Source organism: Thermodesulfovibrio sp. TK500a (assembly GCF_055381765.1).
This window is the reverse complement of sequence record NZ_AP041606.1, coordinates 102,339-124,742: the sequence shown is the minus strand read 5'-3', so window position 1 is coordinate 124,742 and position 22,404 is coordinate 102,339. Positions and strand designations below refer to the sequence as shown.

The 22,404-nt window shown below is 34.6% G+C and carries 19 protein-coding genes, 1 tRNA gene, 1 other RNA gene and 1 pseudogene; 8 read left to right on the top strand and 14 right to left on the bottom strand.

Annotated elements, in window-relative coordinates:
• Positions 1 to 17 precede the first annotated feature (17 nt).
• The gene (locus ACZ430_RS00590) at positions 18 to 767 is read left to right on the top strand and encodes a methyltransferase domain-containing protein (protein ID WP_297210102.1); all 750 of its coding nucleotides are present in this window, start codon (positions 18 to 20) and stop codon (positions 765 to 767) included.
• Here the strand turns inward: ACZ430_RS00590 and rnr are convergent.
• The 13 genes and pseudogenes from rnr to resB all read right to left on the bottom strand — a co-directional run bounded on the left by rnr (position 748) and on the right by resB (position 14,499).
• Positions 748 to 2,835, bottom strand: coding sequence for a ribonuclease R (gene rnr / locus ACZ430_RS00585; protein ID WP_297210105.1), 2,088 nt, complete (start codon positions 2,833 to 2,835; stop codon positions 748 to 750). The genes ACZ430_RS00590 and rnr overlap by 20 nt on opposite strands.
• Positions 2,832 to 3,563, bottom strand: coding sequence for a helix-turn-helix domain-containing protein (locus ACZ430_RS00580; RefSeq protein WP_464910604.1), 732 nt, complete (start codon positions 3,561 to 3,563; stop codon positions 2,832 to 2,834). The genes rnr and ACZ430_RS00580 overlap by 4 nt, the downstream gene beginning before the upstream one ends.
• The gene (recR, locus tag ACZ430_RS00575) at positions 3,556 to 4,149 is read right to left on the bottom strand and encodes a recombination mediator RecR (RefSeq protein WP_297210110.1); all 594 of its coding nucleotides are present in this window, start codon (positions 4,147 to 4,149) and stop codon (positions 3,556 to 3,558) included. The genes ACZ430_RS00580 and recR overlap by 8 nt, the downstream gene beginning before the upstream one ends.
• A complete protein-coding gene (locus ACZ430_RS00570) occupies positions 4,146 to 4,490 on the bottom strand; it encodes a YbaB/EbfC family nucleoid-associated protein (protein ID WP_297210113.1) in 345 nt (114 codons plus the stop codon). The genes recR and ACZ430_RS00570 overlap by 4 nt, the downstream gene beginning before the upstream one ends.
• Positions 4,483 to 6,030: a DNA polymerase III subunit gamma/tau gene (gene dnaX / locus ACZ430_RS00565; RefSeq protein ID WP_297210116.1), complete on the bottom strand. Its 1,548-nt coding sequence runs from the start codon at positions 6,028 to 6,030 to the stop codon at positions 4,483 to 4,485. Before dnaX ends, ACZ430_RS00570 begins: the two co-directional genes overlap by 8 nt.
• 15 nt (positions 6,031 to 6,045) lie before the next feature.
• Positions 6,046 to 6,144, bottom strand: an RNA gene (ffs, locus tag ACZ430_RS00560) — signal recognition particle sRNA small type.
• 142 nt (positions 6,145 to 6,286) lie between these two features.
• Positions 6,287 to 8,410: pseudogene (topA, locus tag ACZ430_RS00555) on the bottom strand (type I DNA topoisomerase); the annotation flags it as partial.
• Positions 8,401 to 8,676, bottom strand: coding sequence for a hypothetical protein (locus ACZ430_RS00550; protein ID WP_297210119.1), 276 nt, complete (start codon positions 8,674 to 8,676; stop codon positions 8,401 to 8,403). The gene ACZ430_RS00550 and the pseudogene topA, both read right to left, overlap by 10 nt.
• Positions 8,677 to 9,777, bottom strand: coding sequence for a DNA-processing protein DprA (gene dprA, locus ACZ430_RS00545; RefSeq protein WP_297210122.1), 1,101 nt, complete (start codon positions 9,775 to 9,777; stop codon positions 8,677 to 8,679).
• Positions 9,770 to 10,957: an argininosuccinate synthase gene (locus ACZ430_RS00540; protein ID WP_297210125.1), complete on the bottom strand. Its 1,188-nt coding sequence runs from the start codon at positions 10,955 to 10,957 to the stop codon at positions 9,770 to 9,772. The genes dprA and ACZ430_RS00540 overlap by 8 nt, the downstream gene beginning before the upstream one ends.
• Positions 10,958 to 11,028: 71 nt before the next feature.
• Positions 11,029 to 12,030: a tRNA (adenosine(37)-N6)-threonylcarbamoyltransferase complex transferase subunit TsaD gene (gene tsaD / locus ACZ430_RS00535; protein WP_297210128.1), complete on the bottom strand. Its 1,002-nt coding sequence runs from the start codon at positions 12,028 to 12,030 to the stop codon at positions 11,029 to 11,031.
• 4 nt (positions 12,031 to 12,034) lie between these two features.
• Positions 12,035 to 13,093: a c-type cytochrome biogenesis protein CcsB gene (gene ccsB, locus ACZ430_RS00530; protein WP_297210132.1), complete on the bottom strand. Its 1,059-nt coding sequence runs from the start codon at positions 13,091 to 13,093 to the stop codon at positions 12,035 to 12,037.
• Positions 13,090 to 14,499 carry a cytochrome c biogenesis protein ResB gene (resB, locus tag ACZ430_RS00525; RefSeq protein ID WP_297210135.1) on the bottom strand — a complete coding sequence of 470 codons (1,410 nt, stop codon included), beginning with the start codon at positions 14,497 to 14,499 and terminating at the stop codon, positions 13,090 to 13,092. The genes ccsB and resB overlap by 4 nt, the downstream gene beginning before the upstream one ends.
• 77 nt (positions 14,500 to 14,576) lie before the next feature.
• Here resB and ACZ430_RS00520 point away from each other — a divergent pair, with 77 nt between their 5' ends.
• From ACZ430_RS00520 to ACZ430_RS00495, 6 genes are all read left to right on the top strand, one after another.
• Complete coding sequence (locus ACZ430_RS00520; RefSeq protein ID WP_297210138.1) at positions 14,577 to 14,987, top strand: glutaredoxin family protein; 411 nt, start codon at positions 14,577 to 14,579, stop codon at positions 14,985 to 14,987.
• Positions 14,988 to 15,104: 117 nt separating this feature from the next.
• Positions 15,105 to 17,105, top strand: a complete 2,001-nt coding sequence (locus ACZ430_RS00515) for a cytochrome c3 family protein (protein WP_297210141.1) — start codon at positions 15,105 to 15,107, stop codon at positions 17,103 to 17,105.
• Entirely contained in the window at positions 17,105 to 17,737 is a 633-nt protein-coding gene (locus ACZ430_RS00510; RefSeq protein WP_297210144.1) for a cytochrome b/b6 domain-containing protein, read from the top strand. Before ACZ430_RS00515 ends, ACZ430_RS00510 begins: the two co-directional genes overlap by 1 nt.
• A gap of 36 nt (positions 17,738 to 17,773) precedes the next feature.
• Positions 17,774 to 18,163, top strand: a complete 390-nt coding sequence (locus ACZ430_RS00505) for a cytochrome c3 family protein (protein WP_297210147.1) — start codon at positions 17,774 to 17,776, stop codon at positions 18,161 to 18,163.
• Positions 18,164 to 18,291: 128 nt separating this feature from the next.
• A tRNA-Ser gene (locus ACZ430_RS00500) sits at positions 18,292 to 18,382 on the top strand.
• Between the two features lie 23 nt (positions 18,383 to 18,405).
• Positions 18,406 to 19,035 carry a flavodoxin family protein gene (locus ACZ430_RS00495; protein ID WP_297210150.1) on the top strand — a complete coding sequence of 210 codons (630 nt, stop codon included), beginning with the start codon at positions 18,406 to 18,408 and terminating at the stop codon, positions 19,033 to 19,035.
• A 1-nt stretch (position 19,036) separates the two neighbouring features.
• Here ACZ430_RS00495 and ACZ430_RS00490 read toward each other — a convergent pair whose 3' ends face one another.
• Positions 19,037 to 21,025, bottom strand: coding sequence for a monovalent cation:proton antiporter family protein (locus ACZ430_RS00490; protein ID WP_297210152.1), 1,989 nt, complete (start codon positions 21,023 to 21,025; stop codon positions 19,037 to 19,039).
• An 88-nt stretch (positions 21,026 to 21,113) separates the two neighbouring features.
• On the opposite strand from ACZ430_RS00490, the gene miaB reads away from it, so the two are divergent.
• Positions 21,114 to 22,403 carry a tRNA (N6-isopentenyl adenosine(37)-C2)-methylthiotransferase MiaB gene (gene miaB / locus ACZ430_RS00485; RefSeq protein ID WP_464910603.1) on the top strand — a complete coding sequence of 430 codons (1,290 nt, stop codon included), beginning with the start codon at positions 21,114 to 21,116 and terminating at the stop codon, positions 22,401 to 22,403.
• The last annotated feature ends 1 nt before the right edge of the window (position 22,404 follow it).

The window sequence follows — 22,404 nt, the reverse complement described above, 5'->3', positions numbered from 1 at the left end:
CTGTTAAAATAAAATATATGAAAGATATCAAATTTTATTTCAACAAAGCAGCAAATACCTACGAATCCTATGCCTCTATTCAAAAACAAGTAGCTCTTGAACTTACAAAGAACATACAGTTTGGCATTTATCCTAAAGTTGTTGAAATAGGAAGTGGAAGCGGAATAATTATGACCATTTTATCAGATAAAATTAACTTTCAGAAATTTATCCATGTAGATATTTCATTTGAATTTTTAAAGAAAATGAAGAATAATACAGATAGTTCACATTATCTTATAAATGCTCGAGCAGAGGAAATTCCTCTGAAAAATCAAATAGCTGACTTGCTGATTAGCTCCTCTGCATTACACTGGCTATCCAATCCTAAATCAAACTTTTCAGAACTTTTGAGGATTCTTAAAAAAGGTGGCAAATTTTATTTTTCCATATTTACATCACAGACTCTAAAAGAAATAGAGCAAGTATCAAAAATAACAGGTTTTGGTTCAGTATATGAATTGAAAGAAGCTGATTTTTACTTATCCATATTTAAAGATATTGATATCCCCATTAAATATAAGATACTTAAATACAAGCAGAAGTATTCAAGTGTAAGAGAACTTTTCCTTTCCCATAAACTTACAGGCACTAATTTTACGGAAAAGAAGAAATTTTCCGGTAAACAATCCTTCCAAAACTTCTGTCGTCTCTACAATAAACTCTTCGGAAATTCAGATGGTATTTATGCTACATACGAAGTCCTATTTATAGAAGGTCAAATATAATTTCTCTGTCTTCAATGTTTACCTTGCATAATCTTACAGAAACAGGAGTTCCAATAGTAAACTTTCTTTTTCTTCTAAGACCAATAAGGCAGTATCTGTTTTCATCAAACTGATAAAAATCATCAGTCATATGTGATAGATGTAAAAATCCCTCAATATAGTAATCTTCAAGTCTTACTCTAAGTCCTTCGGAAGTAACCATTGTAACTTTACCTTCAAATTCTTCTCCCACACGGTCTTTCATGAACCATACCCTCATTATCTGCACAGATTCTCTTTCAACTTCATCTGCTTGACGTTCTTTTTTGGAGCAATGAACGGCAAGGTCTGGTAGTATTTCATTTAATTCCTTGATTTTCTCTTTAGACAGCTTACCTTTTGTTAAAAATTCCTTCAAAATCCTGTGGACAATGAGGTCTGGGTATCTTCTAATGGGCGAGGTAAAATGGGTATAACACTGTGAGGCTAAACCAAAATGACCAACGTTTTCAGGACTATATCTTGCCTGTTTTAAGCTTCTTAAAATTAGATAATTCACTATCTCTTCTTGAGGAGTTCCTTTTATAATACCAAGAAATTCGTGAAACTCCTTTGGTTTTAGTTCTCCCTTTAAAATGCCAAGATTTCGTATTATTTTTGTTAGATAATTTATTTTATTCGCTTCCGGTTCCTCATGGACACGATAAAGACAGGGTATTTTGTTTTCAAATAAGAATTCCGCTACTGCTTCATTAGCTGCTATCATGAATTCTTCAATTATAAAATGGGCGAGATTTCTTTCAGCTTTTATAATTGCAAGGGGGTCTCCTTTTATATCCAGTAAAACCTCTGGTTCTGGAAGGTCAAAATCAAGACTTCCCCTTTTTTGTCTTCTATTCTTTAGTATATCGCATAGCTCTGCCATTTTTTCAAAATGAGAAACCAAGTTTTTATATCTCTTTGTCTCATCTTTGTCTTTATCTAATAAAATCTTTTTTACAGATGTATAGGTCATTCTCTCGGCAGTTTGAATTATACTTGGGTAAAAAAGGGTTTCGACTCGTTCTCCCGAGTTGTTAAAGTGCATTTCTACGGTAAAAGTTAATCTTGGAGTTTTGGGGAGTAAACTACATAGATTTTCACTCAATTCTGGTGGTAACATAGGTATTACCCTGTCTGGCAAATATACACTCGTAGCTCTTGTCCTTGCCTCTTCATCTATTAAACTATTCCATTTTACATAGTGGCTGACATCAGCTATATGTACCCACAGAATAAATCCCTTTTTTGATTTTTTGATTGAAATGGCATCGTCAAAATCCTTTGCATTCTCTCCATCTATTGTCACAGTAATAAGATTTCTTAAATCTATTCTGTTTTTTATATTCCCTTTTAAAACTCCCCTATCAGCAATTTTCTTTGAAAATATTAAAGTATTAGCTGAAAATTTTCGGGGAAGGTCATATTCATAAAGCAATATTTCAATATCCTCTTTAGGAGATTTTGGCTTTTCAAAAATTTTCACAACTTTAGCTACTGGAGGTTTATTTCCAGAGGGAAAATGAGTTATCTCTGCAAGTACAAGGTCACCTTCACTAACTTTAATTTCTGAAGGTTTAATAACAATCTGTTGATTAAAAAACTTTTTTCTCGGCTGAAGCGTAAGAATAGGACCAGTTTTCTCTATAGTGCCAATTATTTTTTTAGTGGCTCTCTCTAAAATTCTTACTATTCTACCCTCTCTTTTTCTCCTATGTTCAATTCTCACTATAACTCTGTCACCATTCATAGCTCCCATAGTGGCATGCGGTGGGATAAAAACATCGTTCTCAGAGGGAGAGTCGGGAATTAAAAAGCCATAACCATTTCTATGGGCTTCAAAATAACCGGCAACAAGTTTTACTTCTTTTACAGGAAGATAAAGCCCCTTCCGATTTCTTAAAATTTTTCCTTCTTTTATAAGATGTTTTAGTATCGTTTTTAATTTTTTTCTCTCTGAAGATTTTAGAGATAAGCTATCTGATATTTCCCTAAAAGAGAGGGGTTTTCCTGCTTGTGTTATTATTTCTAAGATTTTATTATCTGTCAATTTCTATCCTGAGGAAGATTTAAATAAACTACCTGTCCAGTTTCACCCAATTTCTCGAATTCCTTATTATCAAAGACAATCTTTACACCGCCAGCATTTCCGATGTGTAATTTGAAGGATTTTGTAGCTTTTAACTCAAGAGACTGTCCTGGATTTAGAAAAAATTCCTTTTTTTCCTTTTCATCAATAGTAATCCTCATCCATACTTTATCAGTAGCCTCTATTTTAAGAGTTTTCTGTTCAAGCATATTTTCATTTTTTTTGTTTATCTGCTCATCTTTGCTTTCTTTTTTAGCATCCTCAAGAGTTACCTGTTTTTGTAAGTTTAAGGAAGGAGGGGTATATTCTTTTTTTTCAATATTTAGCAAGATAATTATCAATAATAAAGCTGCCCCTATTATTAGGGCTGTTGAGACTCCTTTAGGAACTTTTTTATTCTTTTTCTCCTCTTTTATAGGAATTTCTCTAACTGAGACAACTTCTGGTTTTTGAGAAGTTTGCTTTTTTTCTAAAAATTTATCATATTCTTTCAATATTTCAGTAGGGTATATTTTGAGATATTGAGCGTATGTTTTTATGTAAGACCGTGCATAAACCTCAACAGGTAATTCTTCAAAATTTCCATCTTCTATGGCTTTGAGGCAACATTTTTTTATTTTGGTATGTTCAGAAATCTCCTCTAAGCTTTTATTAAGCTCAATTCTCTTCTTTTTAAACTCCTCATGCATTAAAAGACTTCCTTCCTTCTAAAGCTTTTGACAATGTTACTTCATCTGCAAATTCGATGTCAATACCAATAGGTAATCCATAGGCAATTCTCGTAATCTTTAGTTCATAATTTTTAAGAGTTTCCTTTATCCACTGGGCTGTAAGCTCACCCTTATTATTAGGACTTGTTGCTATGATTATTTCTTTTACTTGTCCTGTTTTCACTCGCTCTTCAAGTTCTCTTATTTTGAGCTTGTCTGGTGTAATACCATCAACAGGCGAGAGTGTTCCGCATAGAACGTGGTATACACCCTTGTAGCCTGTTTTCTCGAATAAGACAATATTACTTGGTTCTTCTACTACACATATTGTAGATTGGTCTCTATCTTGATTTTCACATATGCTACATCTTTCATTTTCGGTAATGTTATAACAAACAGAGCAGTATCGGGCTTTCTTTTTTATATCCGTTATTGCTTCCGCTATCTTTATCGCCTCTTCTTCTTCCATTCCCATAATATAGAATGCAAGCCTTTGAGCGGTCTTTCTACCTATGCCTGGTAGTTTACAGAGGTTTTCTATCAGATTTTCTAAGGGATTGCTCATAGTTTACCAAAAAGACTGCTTAAATCTGGCATGCCCGGAAGATTAAATGGCATTGAAACCTTAGCCATCTCGCTCTGGGCAAGTTCATGAGCCCTTTTCACTGCTTCGTTTACAGCAGCAAGGACAAGGTCTTCAAGCATTTCAATATCATCAGGATTAACAACCTCTCTGTCGATTTTGATTGAGACTATTTCTCCAGCACCGTTTGCCTTGACTGTAACCATGCCTCCTCCTGCTGTAGCTTCAACGGTCATCTTTTTTACTTCCTCTTGCTTTCTCTGAATTTCTTCCTGAATTTTTTGAGCCTGCCTCATAATTTCACCGAACATTTTTTTAGACATTCTTTCCTCCCCTTTTAGGAATTATATTGTAAATTCTTCCTTCAAAAAGCTGTAGCGCTTCCTTTACTATTTTGTTTTCTAAAACTTTTTCATTATTGTTGTTTGCGTTTAATGAAAAATTATCTTTAAGATTGTCTGATTTTTTATGTTCTTTTACTAAAATTCTTTTATTTAATCCTGCCTGCCTCATTAACTCTTCTATTTCTTGCAGGCGTTCTCGAACAGATTCGGCACAAAATGTGCTGCCACCATTGTAAATCAGTTGAATTTCTTCATCTGTAAAATTAACATTAGCCTGTTTTATCTTGGCAGCGAGAATGTGATTTTCTGTATCAAGCTTTTTTAAAAAATTCTGCCACTTTTCCTCAAATGTATATTCACCTGAGATTTCATACTTTTCCTCTGTTTTTTCTTCTTCCTTATGTTTCTTAAATTCTTGCATGACAGAGTCAATATTTCTAAAGCTTGACAACATGCTGAGCCTTAATAAAGCTAATTCGAAATTTATTCGTGGAAATAGGGAATTTTTTATTGAATATTCTGAATTTATTAGCTCTTTTAGAATTAAAATTAAATGTTCTTCCGATGTCTTCTTTTCGAGTTCCTTGAGTAGATTTAATTCTTCTTCGGAGACAAAAATAATTTTTTCACCTGCAACTTTTTTTATGAGTAGATTTCTTAAGAAATTGATTAAATCTCTTGTTAAAAGTTTGAAATCTGTGCCACAGTCATTTAGTTCATCAATCTTAAAAATCAATTTCTCCCTGTTTCCATAAATTATATACTCCGAAAGCTCATAGAGAATCTTTACATCCATTGTTCCAAGCAGTAGATTTAGCTCCTCAACAGAGATTTCATCTGCATAGGCTGCAATCTGATCAAGCAAGGTTAGAGCATCTCGCATACTTCCTTCGGCATTAGAAGCAATTATCCTTAAAGCTTCGTCGGTAATCTTAATATCTTCTTCTTTACATATGGTCTCAAGTCTTTCTTTTATAGAATTTATAGAGATTCTTCTGAACTGAAGATGTTGACAACGACTTAAAACGGTAAGAGGAATTTTTTTAGGCTCAGTAGTGGCTAAAACAAAAACTACATGAGGGGGTGGTTCTTCGAGAGTTTTTAGAAAGGCGTTAAATGCTGCCTGACTTAACATATGGGCTTCATCGATTATGTAAACTTTGTATAGACCTTCAGCAGAGGCATAACGAATATTTTCTCTCAAATCTCTTATGTTTTCAACAGAGGTATGAGAGGCAGCATCTATTTCTATTACACTCATTGCTTTACCTTCTTTTACTGCAATACAGGAAGGACAGTTATCACATGGCTTTTCTTCTTCATTTTGACAGTTAAGAGCTTTTGCCAGTATTCGTGCCGTTGATGTTTTTCCAACACCTTTAGGGCCAGAAAATACATAAGCATGAGAGAGTTTATTTGATTTTAATGAGTTTTGAAGTATCTTAACTATTATCTCTTGACCTATAAGGTCTGAAAATTTCTGGGGTCTGTATTTTCTTGCAAGTCCGAGATATGCCATTTTTATTCCTTGTTAAAGGGACCGACTTGCTGCGGCACCCAGAATTAAATGCTTACCGTTGCTTCCTTCCGGACCTGGCGGGGTTCACACCATTCTGTTGCGCAGGGTCGGTCCCAGCCGAATTTTCCTTAAACTCTATTTTAACTTTACATTTGTTATTATGGCAAACTAAAATTTCATTTCCCTCTCTATCTTTTCTCTTAAGCATATAAGGTGCTCCACATTTAGGACATTCTTTTGGGTAAGGTTCGCTTGGTAATATAAACTTACAGTTAGGATAATTCGCACAGGCCCAGAATGTTCTATTTTTTCTTCCGTTTTTTCTTACAATATCACCTCCACAGTTTGGACATTTTGCTTTAGCTGTTATGGATTTTGTAAATTTACATTCAGGATACCTTGAACAGGCGATAAATTCACCTCTTATGCCTGGTCTTAATAGTAGTGGAGAACCACACTCCGGACATTTCTCATCTAACTGTTTGATAACCGAATTGTTTTCACTTTCATTTATTATTGATTTAGTATTTTTACACTCTGGATAACCTGAGCAAGCCATAAAAGGATTTCCTTTACTCCATCTAATCACCATATCTTTTCCACATTTATCACATTTTACCGAAGTTTTTATTTCTTTGGGCTTGCTAATTCTCGATATCTTTGAGGCACTCTGGAGAGCCTTTTCAAATTCGCTGTAAAACTCCTCTATTACTCTCCGCCATTCTGCCTCTTTTAATGAAATCTTATCTAAATCTTCCTCCATTCGAGCGGTAAAGTTGTAATCCATTAATTCGGGAAACTTTTCTTCAAGAAGGTCGTTTACGAGAAATCCTAAATAGGTTGGCTGAAGCCTTTGTTTTATCTTCCTTACATATCCTCGGTCTTGAATTGTACTTAAAATCGTTGCATATGTTGATGGTCTTCCTATTCCCTTATCTTCCAATGCCTTAACTAAGGTGGCCTCTGTATAACGAGGAGGTGGTTCAGTCGTATGTTTCTGCGAACTTATATTGATAATTTCGAGAGTAGTATTTTCTTGTAGAGGTGGTAAGATTAAATCCTCTTCAGTTTCTTCATCGCGATACAGCACAAGAAATCCGGGAAAGGAGATTAAAGAACCACTAACCCTGAACTGAGCAGTATTATTCAAATCTTCGATTACATAAGTAGTCTGGTCAATTTCTGCAGGAGACATTTGGCTTGCTAAAAATCTATCCCATATAAGTTTATAAAGTGCAAATTGGTCTGGAGATAGGTTTTTTTTAATTGTATCGGGAGACTTGTCAGGATATGTTGGTCTGATACATTCATGGGCATCCTGAATAGATTTTGCCTGTTTTTTGCCTTCCCCTATTTTGCTTCCTCCAACATATTCCTTTCCATAGCTTACTTCTATTATTTTTTTAGCCCATTTTTTTGCTTCCTCTGCTACTCTTGTCGAGTCTGTCCTCATATAAGTGATTAATCCTACTCGAACACCTTCTATGTCTATTCCCTCATAGAGCTGTTGGGCTAACATCATCGTCTTTTTTGGTGAAAATCCTAATACCGACGATGCTTGAGCCTGTAAAGTAGCAGTTCTAAATGGTTCAGGTGGATTTTTCTTTTTCTTCTTTCTTTCTATCTTTGAAAGAATATAACTAAGCTTACCTAACTCATCCTTAATTTTTAGGGCTGTTTGTTCGTCGGTTATTAAAAATTTTTTATCCTCTTTTCTTTCGACAAGAAGCTTACCTTTATATTTATATAAATTTGCCTCTATCTCATATTCTTTTTCTTTAAATTTAGCAGTTATTGTCCAGTAGTCTTGAGGCTTGAAGGTAAGTATCTCTTTTTCTCTTTCAACAACCATTCTTAATGCAACAGACTGAACTCTTCCTGCAGACAAACCTCTCTTAACTTTCTTCCATAGGAAAGGACTTAAGTTGTATCCTACAAGTCTATCAAGTATTCTTCTTGCCTGTTGAGAATAAACTTTGTTTATATCAATTTTAGAAGGATTTTCAATGGCAGACTTAACAGCTGTTGGAGTTATTTCATTGAAAATTGCTCTGTATACCTTGTCTTCAGGAGATTTTATCTCTTCAGCTATGTGATAAGCAATTGCTTCACCTTCTCTGTCAGGGTCTGTAGCTATAAAAATTTTGTCTGCATTCTTTGCCGTCTCTATTAGTTCATTTACAATCTTTTCCTTACCTGGAATTATTATGTATTCTGGTTCAAATTTATTATCAATATCTATACCGAGCCTGTCTTCAGGCAGGTCTTTTATGTGTCCTACTGATGCCTTGACCTGAAAATCTTTACCTAATATTTTATTAATAGTCTTTGCCTTAGCTGGCGATTCGACAATTATTAAATTTTTTTTCTTCAGTTCCATACTATCTGTTTACCTTTACTGAAAATAAAACTATATATATCATCTTCGTGTAAATCGGTCTCCCTCATAAGTAAATAAACCAGTAAAGCTCTTATCATGTCAATCTCTTCGATATCAATCAGTTCACTTCCTTCAATAAAATTAAGCTCTTCCTTGATTTGATTTAAATCAATATCCATTAGCGATAGCTCTTTTATTGACTCTTCATTGTAGTCATTGTCTATGAGTTGTCTTGCGAGCACCCTTAAAAAATCAAGAAGTTTCATCTAATTCCTCCTGATATATCTTCCTTCTCTCTTTATTATTAATCCTTTTATCTCTAATTTCAAAATAATGTCAACTAAATTCGAAATATTTAATCCTGTTTTAATTAAAATCTCATCTAAATTCAATGGTTCTTCAAGAATATCAAAAACCGCCTTTTCGTCTTCCTTTAAAATAACCGCTGGAGCAGCCTTTTGTTCTTTTATTGTGTCCTTTAATGATGGAATAAAGGGCATAATTTCTTCAAGTATGTCTTCTACAGATGAGACTAATTTGGCTCCTTTTTTTATCAAATAATTTGTTCCCTCTGAATTTTTAGAGGTTATATTTCCTGGAACAGCAAATACTTCTCTACCTTGTTCAAGTGCAAAAGAGGAAGTGATTAGTGCTCCAGAGTTTAAAGTTGCCTCTGTTACTACTGTTCCGATGGTCATGCCACTTATTATTCTGTTTCTTCTTGGAAAGTTCTCTTTCTTAGGTGGCTCGTAGGGATGAAATTCACTGATTATTGCTCCACGTTGAATTATTCTATCTGCAAGCCTTTTGTTTTCAGGTGGATAGATATTGCATACTCCACTACCTAAAACGGCAACTGTTCTTCCATTTCTATCTAAAGCTGCTCCGTGTGCAGTTGAGTCTATACCTCGTGCAAGACCACTTACTATGCATATGCCCATTAAAGCAAGCTCAGCAGCTATTTTTTCAGTTACCCGTCTTCCATATTCAGTCATTTTTCGCGAACCAACAACTGCAATTCCAAATTTATCCTCTGGTATTATCTCTCCTCTGCAAAACAAAACTACGGGAGGGTCATAAATCTCTCTTAAGTTTTTTGGATAATCTTTGTCCATAAGAGTGTATATTCTAATGTCTTTCTTTTCGCACTCTTCAATCAGTTTTTCTATTTTATTCCATTCATTGAAATTCCTTATCCTTCTTGCTCTCTCAATACCAACTCCCTCGACAGAGGAAATTGCATCTATGTCGGCATTAAATATATTTCTGAAAGAACCAAATTTCGAAAGGAGCTTTTTTATGCTCACAATACCAACGTCTTGTATCTCATTTAGAGCTAAAGCAAACTTCTTTTCTTCTTCATTCATTATATTTCTTGATTGTTCGAAGCCTCAGAGCATTTATTTTAATAAAACCTTCAGCATCCTTTTGATTATAAACTTGGTCTTTTTCAAAAGTTGCAAGCTCTTTTTTGTAAAGAGAGTAGGGTGACTTTCTACCGAGAACAATACAGTTACCTTTATAAAATTTAAGTCTTACTGTTCCTGTAACATTTTTCTGAGTTTCATCAATTAACTTCTGTAACGCCTCTCTTTCTGGTGAAAACCAATAGCCATAATAAATCAATTCAGCATATCTTGGTATAAGACTATCTCTAAGATGCATTATTTCTCTGTCCATTGTAATAGATTCAATGGCTTTGTGAGCAATATGAAGAACTGTACCCCCAGGAGTCTCGTAAACACCTCTCGATTTAATACCAACATATCTATTTTCGACAATGTCGACTCTTCCGATGCCGTTTTCTCCAGCCATTTTGTTAAGTCTCTGAAGTAAACTGGCGGGACTTAATCTTTCTCCGTTAATTGCTACGGGGTCTCCATTTTCATAATCTATTTCAACAAATAGAGGAGTATCGGAAGCTTTTTCTGGAGGCAAGGTCATTGTATACATATCAGAAGGTGGTTCATTCCAAGGGTCTTCGAGTATGCCTCCCTCATAACTTATATGAAATAAGTTTCTGTCAATACTGTAAGGCTTCTCCTTTGTTGCCTGAACGGGTATTTTATTTTTTTCTGCATATTCAATCAGTGAGCTTCTCGATGAAAACTCCCAGTCTCTCCATGGAGCTATAACCTTTATGTCCGGCTTTAGAGCATAATAGGTTAGCTCAAATCTAACTTGGTCATTTCCTTTTCCTGTAGCTCCGTGAGCCACAGCCTCTGCTTTTTCACTAATGGCAATCTCTATTTGTTTTTTTGCAATTAAAGGTCTTGCAATGGAAGTTCCCATAAGATAACCACCCTCGTAAACGGCATTTGCTCTTAACATGGGAAATACAAAGTCTCTTACAAATTCTTCCTTCAAGTCCTCTATAAATACCTTAGATGCTCCGGTTTTAATAGCCTTTTCAGCAATTTCTTGAAAATTCTCCTCCTGTCCTATATCGGCGCAGAAAGCTATTACTTCAGCAGAATACTTATCCTTTAACCATTTAATTGCAACAGATGTGTCAAGACCGCCCGAATAAGCTAATATAATTTTCATTTGTTGCCTCCAATTTTTAATAATAAAATCCTTTTAAGGAAATTTTTAAATATTTATTTTAGCATAAACACTTACAGTGGTAAATAAGCACGGGCATTAAGGTATAGGTCTGACCTTTCTCCTTTTTTAAATCTATGTAAACCTGCAATAGCAATCATTGCTGCGTTATCTGTACATAGAGATTTTGATGGCAAATAAATCTCAAAACCTTCTTTTTCGAGTTCTAATGCTCGCTTCCTGAGTTCACTGTTTGCAGCTACTCCTCCTGTTATTACAACTCTCTTTAGATTCTCCCTTTCTGAAGCGGTTTTTATCTTCTCAATTAACACTTCTACTACAACAGACTGGAAAGATGCAGAAATGTCTTTTCTCAGTTTATCAGATAATCCTCCCTCTTCATCGCTTAAGTTATTTAGTATCAACTTTACAGCGGTTTTTAAACCGCTAAAACTGAAATCAAATGTGCCGTGAAGCATAGGTTTTGGCAGTTTTATAAGCTCTCCGTTACCCTCCTTTGCAAGTTTATCAATTAACGGACCTCCTGGATAGGTTAAACCTATCATTTTGGCTATCTTATCGTATGCCTCACCTGCTGCATCATCTCTTGTTCTGCCTAACTCCTTATACTTTCCAATATCCTCAACTCTATATAAACTTGTATGTCCCCCTGATACGATAAGGCTTAAAAAGGGGAAATTAGGGTATCTATCTTCCAGAAAAACTGAGTGAATGTGTGCTTCTAAATGATTAACGCCTATAATTGGTTTTTTACTCGCAAAACTTATAGCTTTGGCAAAACATAGGCCTACAAGAAGAGAACCAATTAACCCTGGGCCTTTACATACAGCTATCAGGTCAATGTCTTTAATATCAATCTTAGCTTCTGTTATAGCCCTATCGGTAACATCCCATATCCACTCAATATGCTTACGAGAGGCTATTTCAGGAACGATGCCACCGTATTTGCTGTGAAACTGTATCTGAGAAGAGACAATATTGCTTAGAATTTTTCTATTCTCTAAAACAGCCACAGAGGTGTCATCACAAGACGTATCAATTCCCAATACTAACATCTCTTTACATACTTCCGTATGAGTGCAATCCGCTTAGAAATAGATTAACGCCGAGATAAGTAAAAAGGGTTACAATAAAACCAACTACGGCTATCATGGATGTTTTATTTGCCTGCCAACCCCTTATAAACTTTGCGTGAAGATAAAAAGCATAAACGAACCAAGTAATCAATGACCACGTTTCTTTTGGGTCCCATCCCCAGTATCTACCCCACGCCTGATCTGCCCATATAGCTCCGAACACAAGTCCGCCAATCGTAAATATAGGGAAGCCAAAGGCAATTCCTTTGTATGTTATATCCTCTAAAAAATTATCATCAATTCTAAAATCCTTCAATATCTTAACTAACTTATCGCTAAACTTATAGGAAATAAAAATGAAGCCCAAAAGAGATAGCCAACTTAAAATTGCAATAGATAGTGAAGAATTTCCAAGGGTAGAGTGAAACATTTTTACAGATTTTGGATTGCCAGCGGTTATTATGTCTATTATCATTGATATAAAGACAAATAACATAACTCCCAGCAAAGCTGTTGAAAAATAATACTTGAAGGATTTTTTATTCTCTGATGATACAATTATGTGTAAAAGAGCAGTTATAAAGCTTATTGCAAAGGCTGCATAAGCGATAAAACTTAGCGTTACATGGGCAAGTAACCAATTGCTCTTAAGCGCTGGAACAAGAGGTTGAACTTCTCTTGCCATTCCAAGCAGCTCGGTAAGTCCGATTCCAATACCTGCTATTATAGATATAAAAACTCCGAAACTCTTCTTTCTATACTTCCATTCTATAAAAAGATAACCAATAACCAAAGAAAGAACGAAGAAAACAAGACTTTCGTAGAGATTAGTAATCGGAATGCTTCTCATGACAGAATGATTTATCGCATACATTTCCAAAAATCTTCTTACAAACCCGTATATATGAATAGATGCTCCTAATAATAAAGTTGTGGAAGCTAAATATCCAACTTTGTTATTTTTTGAGAGCATATAAATTATGTATATAGGCATTGCAAGAATATAGAATAAGCCTGCAATTGAAATTATCTGATAGCTCATGATACTTCTCCTTTCAATTCACTAATTATTTCTTCAAGCTTTTTCTCTGTCATGACCTTACCCTTCGAAGAGGGGGCATAAAAGCATATTGTATTATTCTTTATTGTAACAAAATAATTGATAGGTCTTAGGAAAAGAGACACAAAAAGCCCTATGCACATGAGTATTGAACCAGCGTAAATTAAAGGAACGCCAGGGTCTTTACGAACCTGAATACCTGTGTATTGTGCTCCCCATAATTCATCAAATCTTATCCTGCCGTATGGCGTCTCCCATGTCTCTGGAATTTTTTTCAAAATCCACTGATTCTCTCTCTTTCCTTTGTCTTCAAATAAAAGAAGAACCGCTGGATTTATCATATCTGTTGTCATATTGAATAATCTTCCTTGTTCATCTATCCCTAAAGCTGGTGAAAAATCTATTACAGAAACTGATACAGTTTGACCTGGAAGTTTAAATTTTTCCTCAAATTTTGCTTTTAGAGGAACAGGTTTTCCGTTTTTATCAAAGTAAGTAAATCTGAATTCTGCATTTTCTTGTGGTTGAAATCCGTAGCTGGCCTGATAAAATGTTATTCCTTTGTAGGAAAGGGGATGGTTTACCTCTATCAATACAGTCTCTTTTCCATTAAATTTTACAGGATTTTCATTTTCTATAATTCTAAGATAGCTCCTGTAGGCTTTAGGCACTGCTGAATTTTCATAATAGTCTACTTCAAAACGGTCACAAAATACCTTGAAACCTAATGGAATTGCCTTGCCATCATCGGAAATGGCAAAATCAGTGCCTGTGCCCTCAACTATATTCATATGGCCTCTAAAACCCCAAAAAGTTCCAATAAGGGCTCCTGCCAGAATTATTAGGATACTTAAATGTGTGACATATATGGCCAACCTTGTCTTAATCCATTTTTTTGCCTGAATTTGCAAAGCTTCTGATGTATGAAAAATATCTGTTTGAAAACCTTTTTTTTTCAAAAGATCGATAACTTTATTTTTGAAATCTGATTTTTCATTAAACTTTATCTCTCTCTTTATTGGCATTTTTTCAATTATACTTATTGGAAGAGGTTGTGGCTGGGATTTAAAGGATTTAATAAGAACAGGCAATCGGTCAAGGGAACAAACAATAAGATTTAGAGCAAACATGAAAAGCAGAAAAGTAAACCACCAGCTGTGGTAAAGATTATTTAAGTCTAAAAGATTTATTACTTCGTAGATTTTAATGGCATTTTCTTCAGACATTATTTTTGAAAAAAATCTAACCGTTATCTCAGGCTCTGGTTGTTGAGGTATGATTGTGCCAACAGCAGCACCTATCGAAATTACTATGAAAAGAGATACGGCAAGATCCACCGATGAAAAAAAATCCCAAACTTTTTCATTCAATTTCTCAAACTTTGACATTAGTCCTCCATAAAAGGATTGTTCATAGATAATAACTTGTAATTGATTAATTTATCATATACATGGTATATTTTTCTATGAATGACGCTAAAAGGCTATTGATATCTTTAATACTTATTAGTTCTGCTATTCTTTTAATTTTTTCTGTAGCATCGGCTGAACGCAAAAATAAGGTAATTTTATACTTTTTTTGGGGAGATGGCTGTCCCCATTGTGCAAAGCAAAAAGAGTTTTTATCGGTTATAAAAAAGAAATACACAAAGCTTGATATTAAAGATTACGAAGTATGGTCTAATCCTGCCTCAAGAGAACTTCTGCTTACAATGTCAAAATCTTACGGAATAACCCCTTCGGGAGTACCTGTTACCTTTATTGGAGACAAGGGATTTGTAGGTTTTAATGAAGAAATAGGTAAAGAAATAGAGAAAACAATAAAAGCCTGCCTTAAGAAAATCTGCGAAGACCCTCTTTTTTATAAAAAGTATTAATCACTTAATTAAAAAAGTTTTATAGCTTTTAATTCTATTTTAATTGCTATTGTCTCTGCTGTTTGTGTTATAATTTTCCAACTCAAATTTTAAAAATATCAAACTAAGGAGTGTGGGATGAGGGCAATTGTTATTGGTGGATTAGTAATAATGTGTTTCTTTATCTCCTACTTATTGCCAATCAAAGATGCTGTTTCTCAAGACGCCAAATCGTGTCTGCGATGTCATGGAATTAAAACCCTACAGAAAAAATCCGAAAGCGGAGAATCAATCTCTCTGTTTATTGATGGAACTAAGTTTGAAAAATCTGTTCACGGTGCATTGGATTGCTCTTCCTGTCATCCAAACATCACTCTTAAAAATCACCCTAAACCAAGAAAAATAGGAAGCAAAAATGACTATATCAAGGAATTCTCTCCTAACTGTCTAAATTGTCATCCTAAAGATGCTTTAATGAAGCCAGCAGTACATGGAACGATTGTCAAAAAAGGAGATATATATTGTTCTCAATGTCATGGTAATCACTATATAGGTTCAATGAAAGAATGGAAAAACAAAGTAAGCTTTTCAGAATACTGTATGAGCTGTCATCAATTTGATATAAGCAAAACTCTTCCAAGCAAAGAAAAGAAAAATTTAAGAGTAAACGAACAGGAGATAAAAAAATCTGTTCACGGTAAATTTCAGTGTCTCGTATGTCATGATGATTTTTCAAAAGTAAAACATCCTGTTTACAACTTCAAAGACAAAAAGCAGTATACCAATGAAATGAACAAAATCTGCACGAAATGCCACACAGATAAAGAACTTCAGAAAAATCCCGCTCACTATGCCCTGACAAAAACGGCCTCATGTATTGAATGTCACGGTTATCACGGAGTAAAGGCTGCCAAAGTGGCCAAATCTCTTCCTGAAAATCAATACTGTCTGAGTTGTCACAGCAGAGCAATATCAATGAAATTCAAAAATGGAGAAACTCTTTCTGTGCAAGTAAGGGAATCAGATATATTAAATTCAGCCCATAAAAAACTAAAATGTACAGAATGTCATAAAGAATTTTCACCAACTCAGCATCCCATAAGAAACTTTGAATCTCTTGCTGACTACAGAGCAAAATCAAAAGACATATGTAACAACTGCCATCAGGATGCAGTTAAAAAGTATGAACTAAGCATACATTCCGCCGCCCTGAAGAAAGGCAATCAACAATCACCAGATTGCCTAAAATGTCATGATTACCACAAAGTAGCATTCATAAGCAAAGATAAAATGGCAAGTTCAGAGCTATGTATAAAATGTCATAGCGACTCAGGCAAGGCATTTAAGGAAAGTGTGCACCAAATGGCCATAAAACAGGGCAAACAAAATGCTCCCACATGTTCTTCCTGTCATAATTCCCATGATGTTCTTCCCACAAATCTTGCAAAGTTGGGAGATTCATGTATTAAGTGTCATAAAGATGCCAAGATAAGTCATAATAAGTGGCTATGGAATCCACCAGTAAGGCTTACAAGTTTTGTGGATGTACATTTCAACTCAGCCTCTTGTGCCTCTTGCCACACGAAAGCTGAAAAGGCTGTATTTCTTACTCTAATGGAAAGGTCAAAAAATAAGCCTATAACTGACGAGGCAGTTGCAAAGGCACTAAATGTTGATATTAAAACATTAAAATCCAAAATTGATTCAAATGGCGATGGAAAGATTCAGGAACAGGAACTATGGAAATTCATGGCCGCTATGAAAGAAAAATCAAAAGCTAATTTGAGTGGAAGAATAGACGTTTTAAATCCTAATGATGCACATAAAATTGAACCAAAAGGCAACTCAATAAAAGACTGTTCGTACTGTCATAATCCAGGTGCTCCTTTTAAAGGACAACTTGAGATTAATAAAGAAGGAGCGAAACCTGTAAAATTTGTAATTGACAACAAATCTCTAAATTCTGCCTATGCAATTCCTAATATCAAAGATTTTTATGTTCTTGGATTAACTAAGATAAAAGTGCTTGATATTCTATTTTTCTTAGCTCTTGCCGGTGGTATAGCGGTGCCAATAATCCATATAACTTTAAGAATTTTAACTGCACCAATTAGAAGAAAGAGAAGGGAGGGAAAATAATGAAGAAGGTCTATCTACACCCATTGCCCGTTAGAATATGGCACTGGATAAATGCAATAGGATTTATAATACTAATCTTAACTGGTGCTCAGATAAGATTTGTCGATTCAATGGGGTTGATGAGCTTTGAAACTGCTGTCGACATTCATAGTTGGCTTGGATTTATTCTGCTCGCAAACTACTTTATATGGCTTTTATATTATTTGCTCTCTGGTAAACTCTTTAAAATATACATACCACCTTTCTGGAAGCCAATAGAATTTATAAAAAATTCAATTCGGCAGGCTAAATACTACGGATACGGAATAATGATAGGCGATAAAAATCCTCATCATCCAACACCAGAAAGCAAGTTTAATCCGATGCAACAAATATCTTACTTAATGATAATGGTCTTATTAATTCCACTTCAAATTTTGACAGGTTTGATTTTATGGGATCCTCATCTTTTCAGTCCTTTAGGCAGTTTAATAGGCGGCATTCAAATTGCGACATTAGTCCACACTGGTCTTTGGATTTTCTTCAGTGCTTTCATTATTGTTCATTTCTATTTAGCGACTCTCGGACACACTCCAATGGCTCATATTAAAGCAATGTTTACTGGTTATGAAGAAGAACATGAGGAACACTAAAATAACCAATATGAATAATGAAAGGAGGTGAGATAAGTGAGATCTAAAAAAGGACTGATAATCTTAACATTAGCTATGTTTCTTCTTGCTATTTCTCTTGTTTATGCTCAACAAAAACCGCAAGATGTTTACAAGCTCCATTGGGAAGGTGCAAAATTTCCACCTACTGAATTCAATCACAAAAAACACGCAGAAAACTACAAGATTGATTGTAAAACCTGCCATCATACCGATGCTAATCCTGCAGAAAAAGCAACTAAGTGTATAGAATGCCATGATCCTGAAGGAGAAAAGGCAACTGAAAAGGGTGGAGGCATAAAAGCAATGGATGCCTATCACAAACAGTGTATAGACTGTCATAAGAAAGAAAATGAGGCAGGTAAAGCAGCACCAACTAAATGTAATGATTGCCACAAAAAGGCATAATTTTTAATTTTTTCAATCCGGAGGGGCAATTCTATAAGTCTCCTCCGGATTTTGTTTAGAAAGTAAACAAGCTTTTAATTTTTTTTTTGAAAATATGACAATCTAAATGCTAAAATACATAATATTTTGGAGAGGTGCCGGAGTGGCCGAACGGGCGCGACTGGAAATCGCGTGTGGGGTCTAAAAGCTCCACCGAGGGTTCAAATCCCTCCCTCTCCGTATTTTATTTTGGAGGTTAAAAAATGAGAGTAGTAGCGTTTAATGGTAGTCCAAGAAAAAATGGTAACACCTTTAATGCCATTAAGATGGTCGCTGAAGAACTTGAAAAAGAAAATATTAAAGTTGAAATAATTCAGGTCGGTAGTAAAACAATAAGAGGATGCATTGCCTGTTATAAATGCGCTCAGAATAAGAATGAAAAATGTAGTATAGATGATGAAGTCAATGAATGGATACAAAAAATTAAAAAAGCAGATGGTATTATTTTAGGTTCGCCAGTTTATTTTTCGGGTATAGCTGGAACTTTTAAATGTTTTTTAGATAGAGCATTCTTGGTATCCTCGGTAAATGGAGGCTTATTCAGACAAAAAGTAGGAGTAGCTGTAGTTGCCGATAGGCGTTCAGGAGGTGTTAGCACCTTTGACCAACTTTTACATTATCTCCATTATGCTGAAATGGTTGTACCATCCTCTAATTATTGGAATGTAATTTTTGGTAGAAATCCAGGAGAAGTTTTAAAAGATGAAGAAGGAATTCAGATAATGAGAATACTTGGAAAAAATATGGCTTGGATACTAAAAGTAATTGAAAATTCAAAAGAAGTAACTAAACCTGCAAGAGAAGATAAAATATTCATGAGTTTTATAAGATAAATTAATCTGAACCTTTTTGAAAGAAACTTAAAGCTTCTATTAACTGCCTCTTATTACCAACATATATTATTATATCTCCCTCTTTTAAGGTAAAATCTGCTGGTGGGTTTAAAAAGGTTTCCTGTCCCCTCTGAATAGCAATTACTGTAACTTTTGCTTTATGTCTCAAATCAAGAGACCTTAAAGAGTGTCCTTTAAGCCACGAGTCTTTATCAATCTGAAAACTATCCATCTCAAGTCCTTCGAAAAGAACGCACTCTACTCCTGCTCTTGTTCTGGGTTGTTCTGGCAATCTTAATATTTCATATCCTTCCTGTCTTATTGTTTCTATCATCTGAAGTATCTTATTTCTTGGAACGCCGAAAAGATGTAAAACTCTTGCAAATATTTCAAGAGAGGTTTCAAACTCTTCTGGAATGACCTCATCAGCTCCCAATTTTCTCAGTTCTTCCATTTCTGTTATAAAACGAGTTCTTACAATAATATGAATTTTTGGATTTTCAGTCTTTGCTATCTGGACTATTCTTCTCGTAGCAGTTGGGTCAGAAATAGCAACAACAAGAGCCTTTGCTCTTTTCAAACCTAATTTGTGAAGAATTTCTTGACTTGTTCCATCTCCATAATATATAGGTTCTCCCTTTTTTTTCATTTTCCTCACAGTATCAGGATTTAGCTCTAATATTGTATAGGGTATTTTGGTCTCTTTTAGAACTCTTGCGAGATTTCTACCATTTAATCCAAAACCAATTATTATTACATGGTTAGATTTTTTTACAATCACGTCAGTGTCCTTTATTTTGTCAGACTTCTCAAAATATTTGAATGGTTCTTTCTGTATGATGTAGTCAATGAAATTAGGAGAATATTTGATGATTAAAGGAGTTACCAGCATTGTTATAACAGATGCAGAAATAAAGCTCTGATAAGTAGTTTCATCTAAAAGTCCTGAGGCTTTTCCTGTAAAGGCAAGTATAAACGAGAATTCACCAATCTGCGATAAAGAAAAGGCTGACTTAAGAGATACCTTTAAGGAGTGGATAAAAACATAAGATATTAGAATTATAATCGTTGCCTTGATAATAAAGATATTTCCAACAAGAATAATTTCTTCAATTAGATTCTTACTTATGAATTCTAAATTGAGAAGCATCCCAACGGATATAAAGAAAATTCCAGAAAAAGTTTCCTTAAAAGGTAAAATATCTGAGACTACTTGAGCTGAGTACTCTGACTCAGAAATAACGACGCCTGCCAAAAAAGCTCCGAGAGCAAGGGAAAGACCCAACTTGGAGGTAAAGAAAGCCGTTCCAAGGCAGATAGAAATAGTCACAATTATGAATAGTTCTCTACTCTTTGTCTTTACAACCTCATGGAGAATGTAAGGAACTGCAATTCTTGAAAACAAGAAAACTATCGATAGTATAACAGAGGCTTTTAGGATAACGGTAAAAAAGTTGTAGTAACTACCTCCCTTACCTGAAAGCATTTGAGTGAAAAGCATGAGTGGTACAACGCAAAGGTCTTGAAATAAAAGAATACCGAGACAGATTTTACCATGTGGAGTGTTCAATTCTCCTCGGTCAGCAAGTAGTTTCATTACAATTGCCGTACTGCTAAGGGCTACTATAAAACCATAGAATATGGCATTATTTAAGTCAGCATTAAGGGTAAACTGACTGATAAGGGTTATTGTTAGTATTGTGACAGCAACTTGAAGCATGCCGAGAAGAAAAACTTCTTTTTTTAAAGAAAGCAGTCGAGGTATGGAAAACTCTATTCCAATTGTAAACATTAGTAGAATTACTCCTATCTCAGCAATAACTTCAACTTCGTGGGGGTCTTTTATCAACCCCAATCCATAAGGACCAATTATTGTTCCGGCAAGAAGAAAGCCAACAATAGGGGGAATATGAAGTTTTCCGAGAAAATAGATTATTAATCCTGAAATCCCAAAGATAATAAGAATTGCCTGAAGAAACTCATAAATCATGTATTATTATGTGCTATCTTAAACACATTCATCAACAACAAATTATAGCCTTTCAATTGACTTTTAATAGACCTGTTATAATAAATATATGAAAGGGAAGACCGTATATATTAAAACATTTGGATGCCAAATGAATGAACATGACTCTGAGAGAATGTTGGGCATTCTTTACTCAATGGGATTTAATGAGGTAGATGAGCCTAAAAATGCAGACATAATAATATTTAATACCTGTGCAATTAGAGAAAAAGCTGAACAGAAGTTTATGAGCAGCTTGGGAAGAATTAAACATCTAAAAAGAAGAAAGCCAGAGTTAAAAGTAATAGTAGCTGGCTGCTCTGCAAAGCTCCAGGGAGAGAGACTGATTAACAAAGCACCTTTTATTGATTACATTATAGGACCTGACAATATTAGTATTTTAGGAAAAATTATTGAGAATAATTCGGAAGAAAAAATATTCATCGATGAAAACTCAGAAATAGCCTATTTTGACTTTCCAACTTTAAGAAAAGATAATGTTAAGGCATGGGTTAACATAATCTACGGTTGCAACAACTACTGCGCCTATTGCGTTGTTCCTTTTACAAGAGGAAGAGAGAGAAACAGACCTTTTGAAAAAATATATAATGAAATCAAAAGGTTAGGAGAGGAAGGATTTAAAGAAATTACACTTTTAGGACAAAATGTCAACTCCTACCAGCATGAAAACATAGATTTCCCCTTGCTTCTTGAAAAAATTTCAGAAATAGAAGGTATAGAAAGAATAAGATTTGTCACATCCCATCCAAAGGATTTATCAGAAAAATTAATCTATGTAATGAAAAACAATCAGAAGGTGTGTGAACACATCCATCTTCCCTTGCAAGCAGGGTCAGATAGAATTTTAAAACTAATGAATCGAAAGTATTCCTATGAAGAATATATGAGAAAAATTCAAACACTAAGAGACAATATTCCAGATATTGCAATAACTTCAGATATTATTGTAGGCTTTCCTCAAGAATCAGATGAAGATTTTGAAAAAACAATCAGTGCATTAACGGAAATTCAATTTGACGGCATATTTGCCTTTAAATTCTCTGCCAGACCTGGAACAGCTGCTTCAAAGCTTGAAGGAAAAATTAATGAGGATATTAAAGCTAAAAGATTAATGGAAGTTCTAAAACTTCAAGATAATATTACTGAATCTAAAAATAAGCAATTAGAAGATACAATTCAAGAGGTTCTAATAGAAGGGGAAAATGAAGAAGGTTTTACCTTCGGAAGAACAAGAACAAATAAAATTGTAAAACTAACCAGCCATTTTCCTTCCGGGAAAATCATAAAAGTAAAAATCAAAAAAGCTAACCGACATTCCCTTGAGGGAATCGTTATCTAAA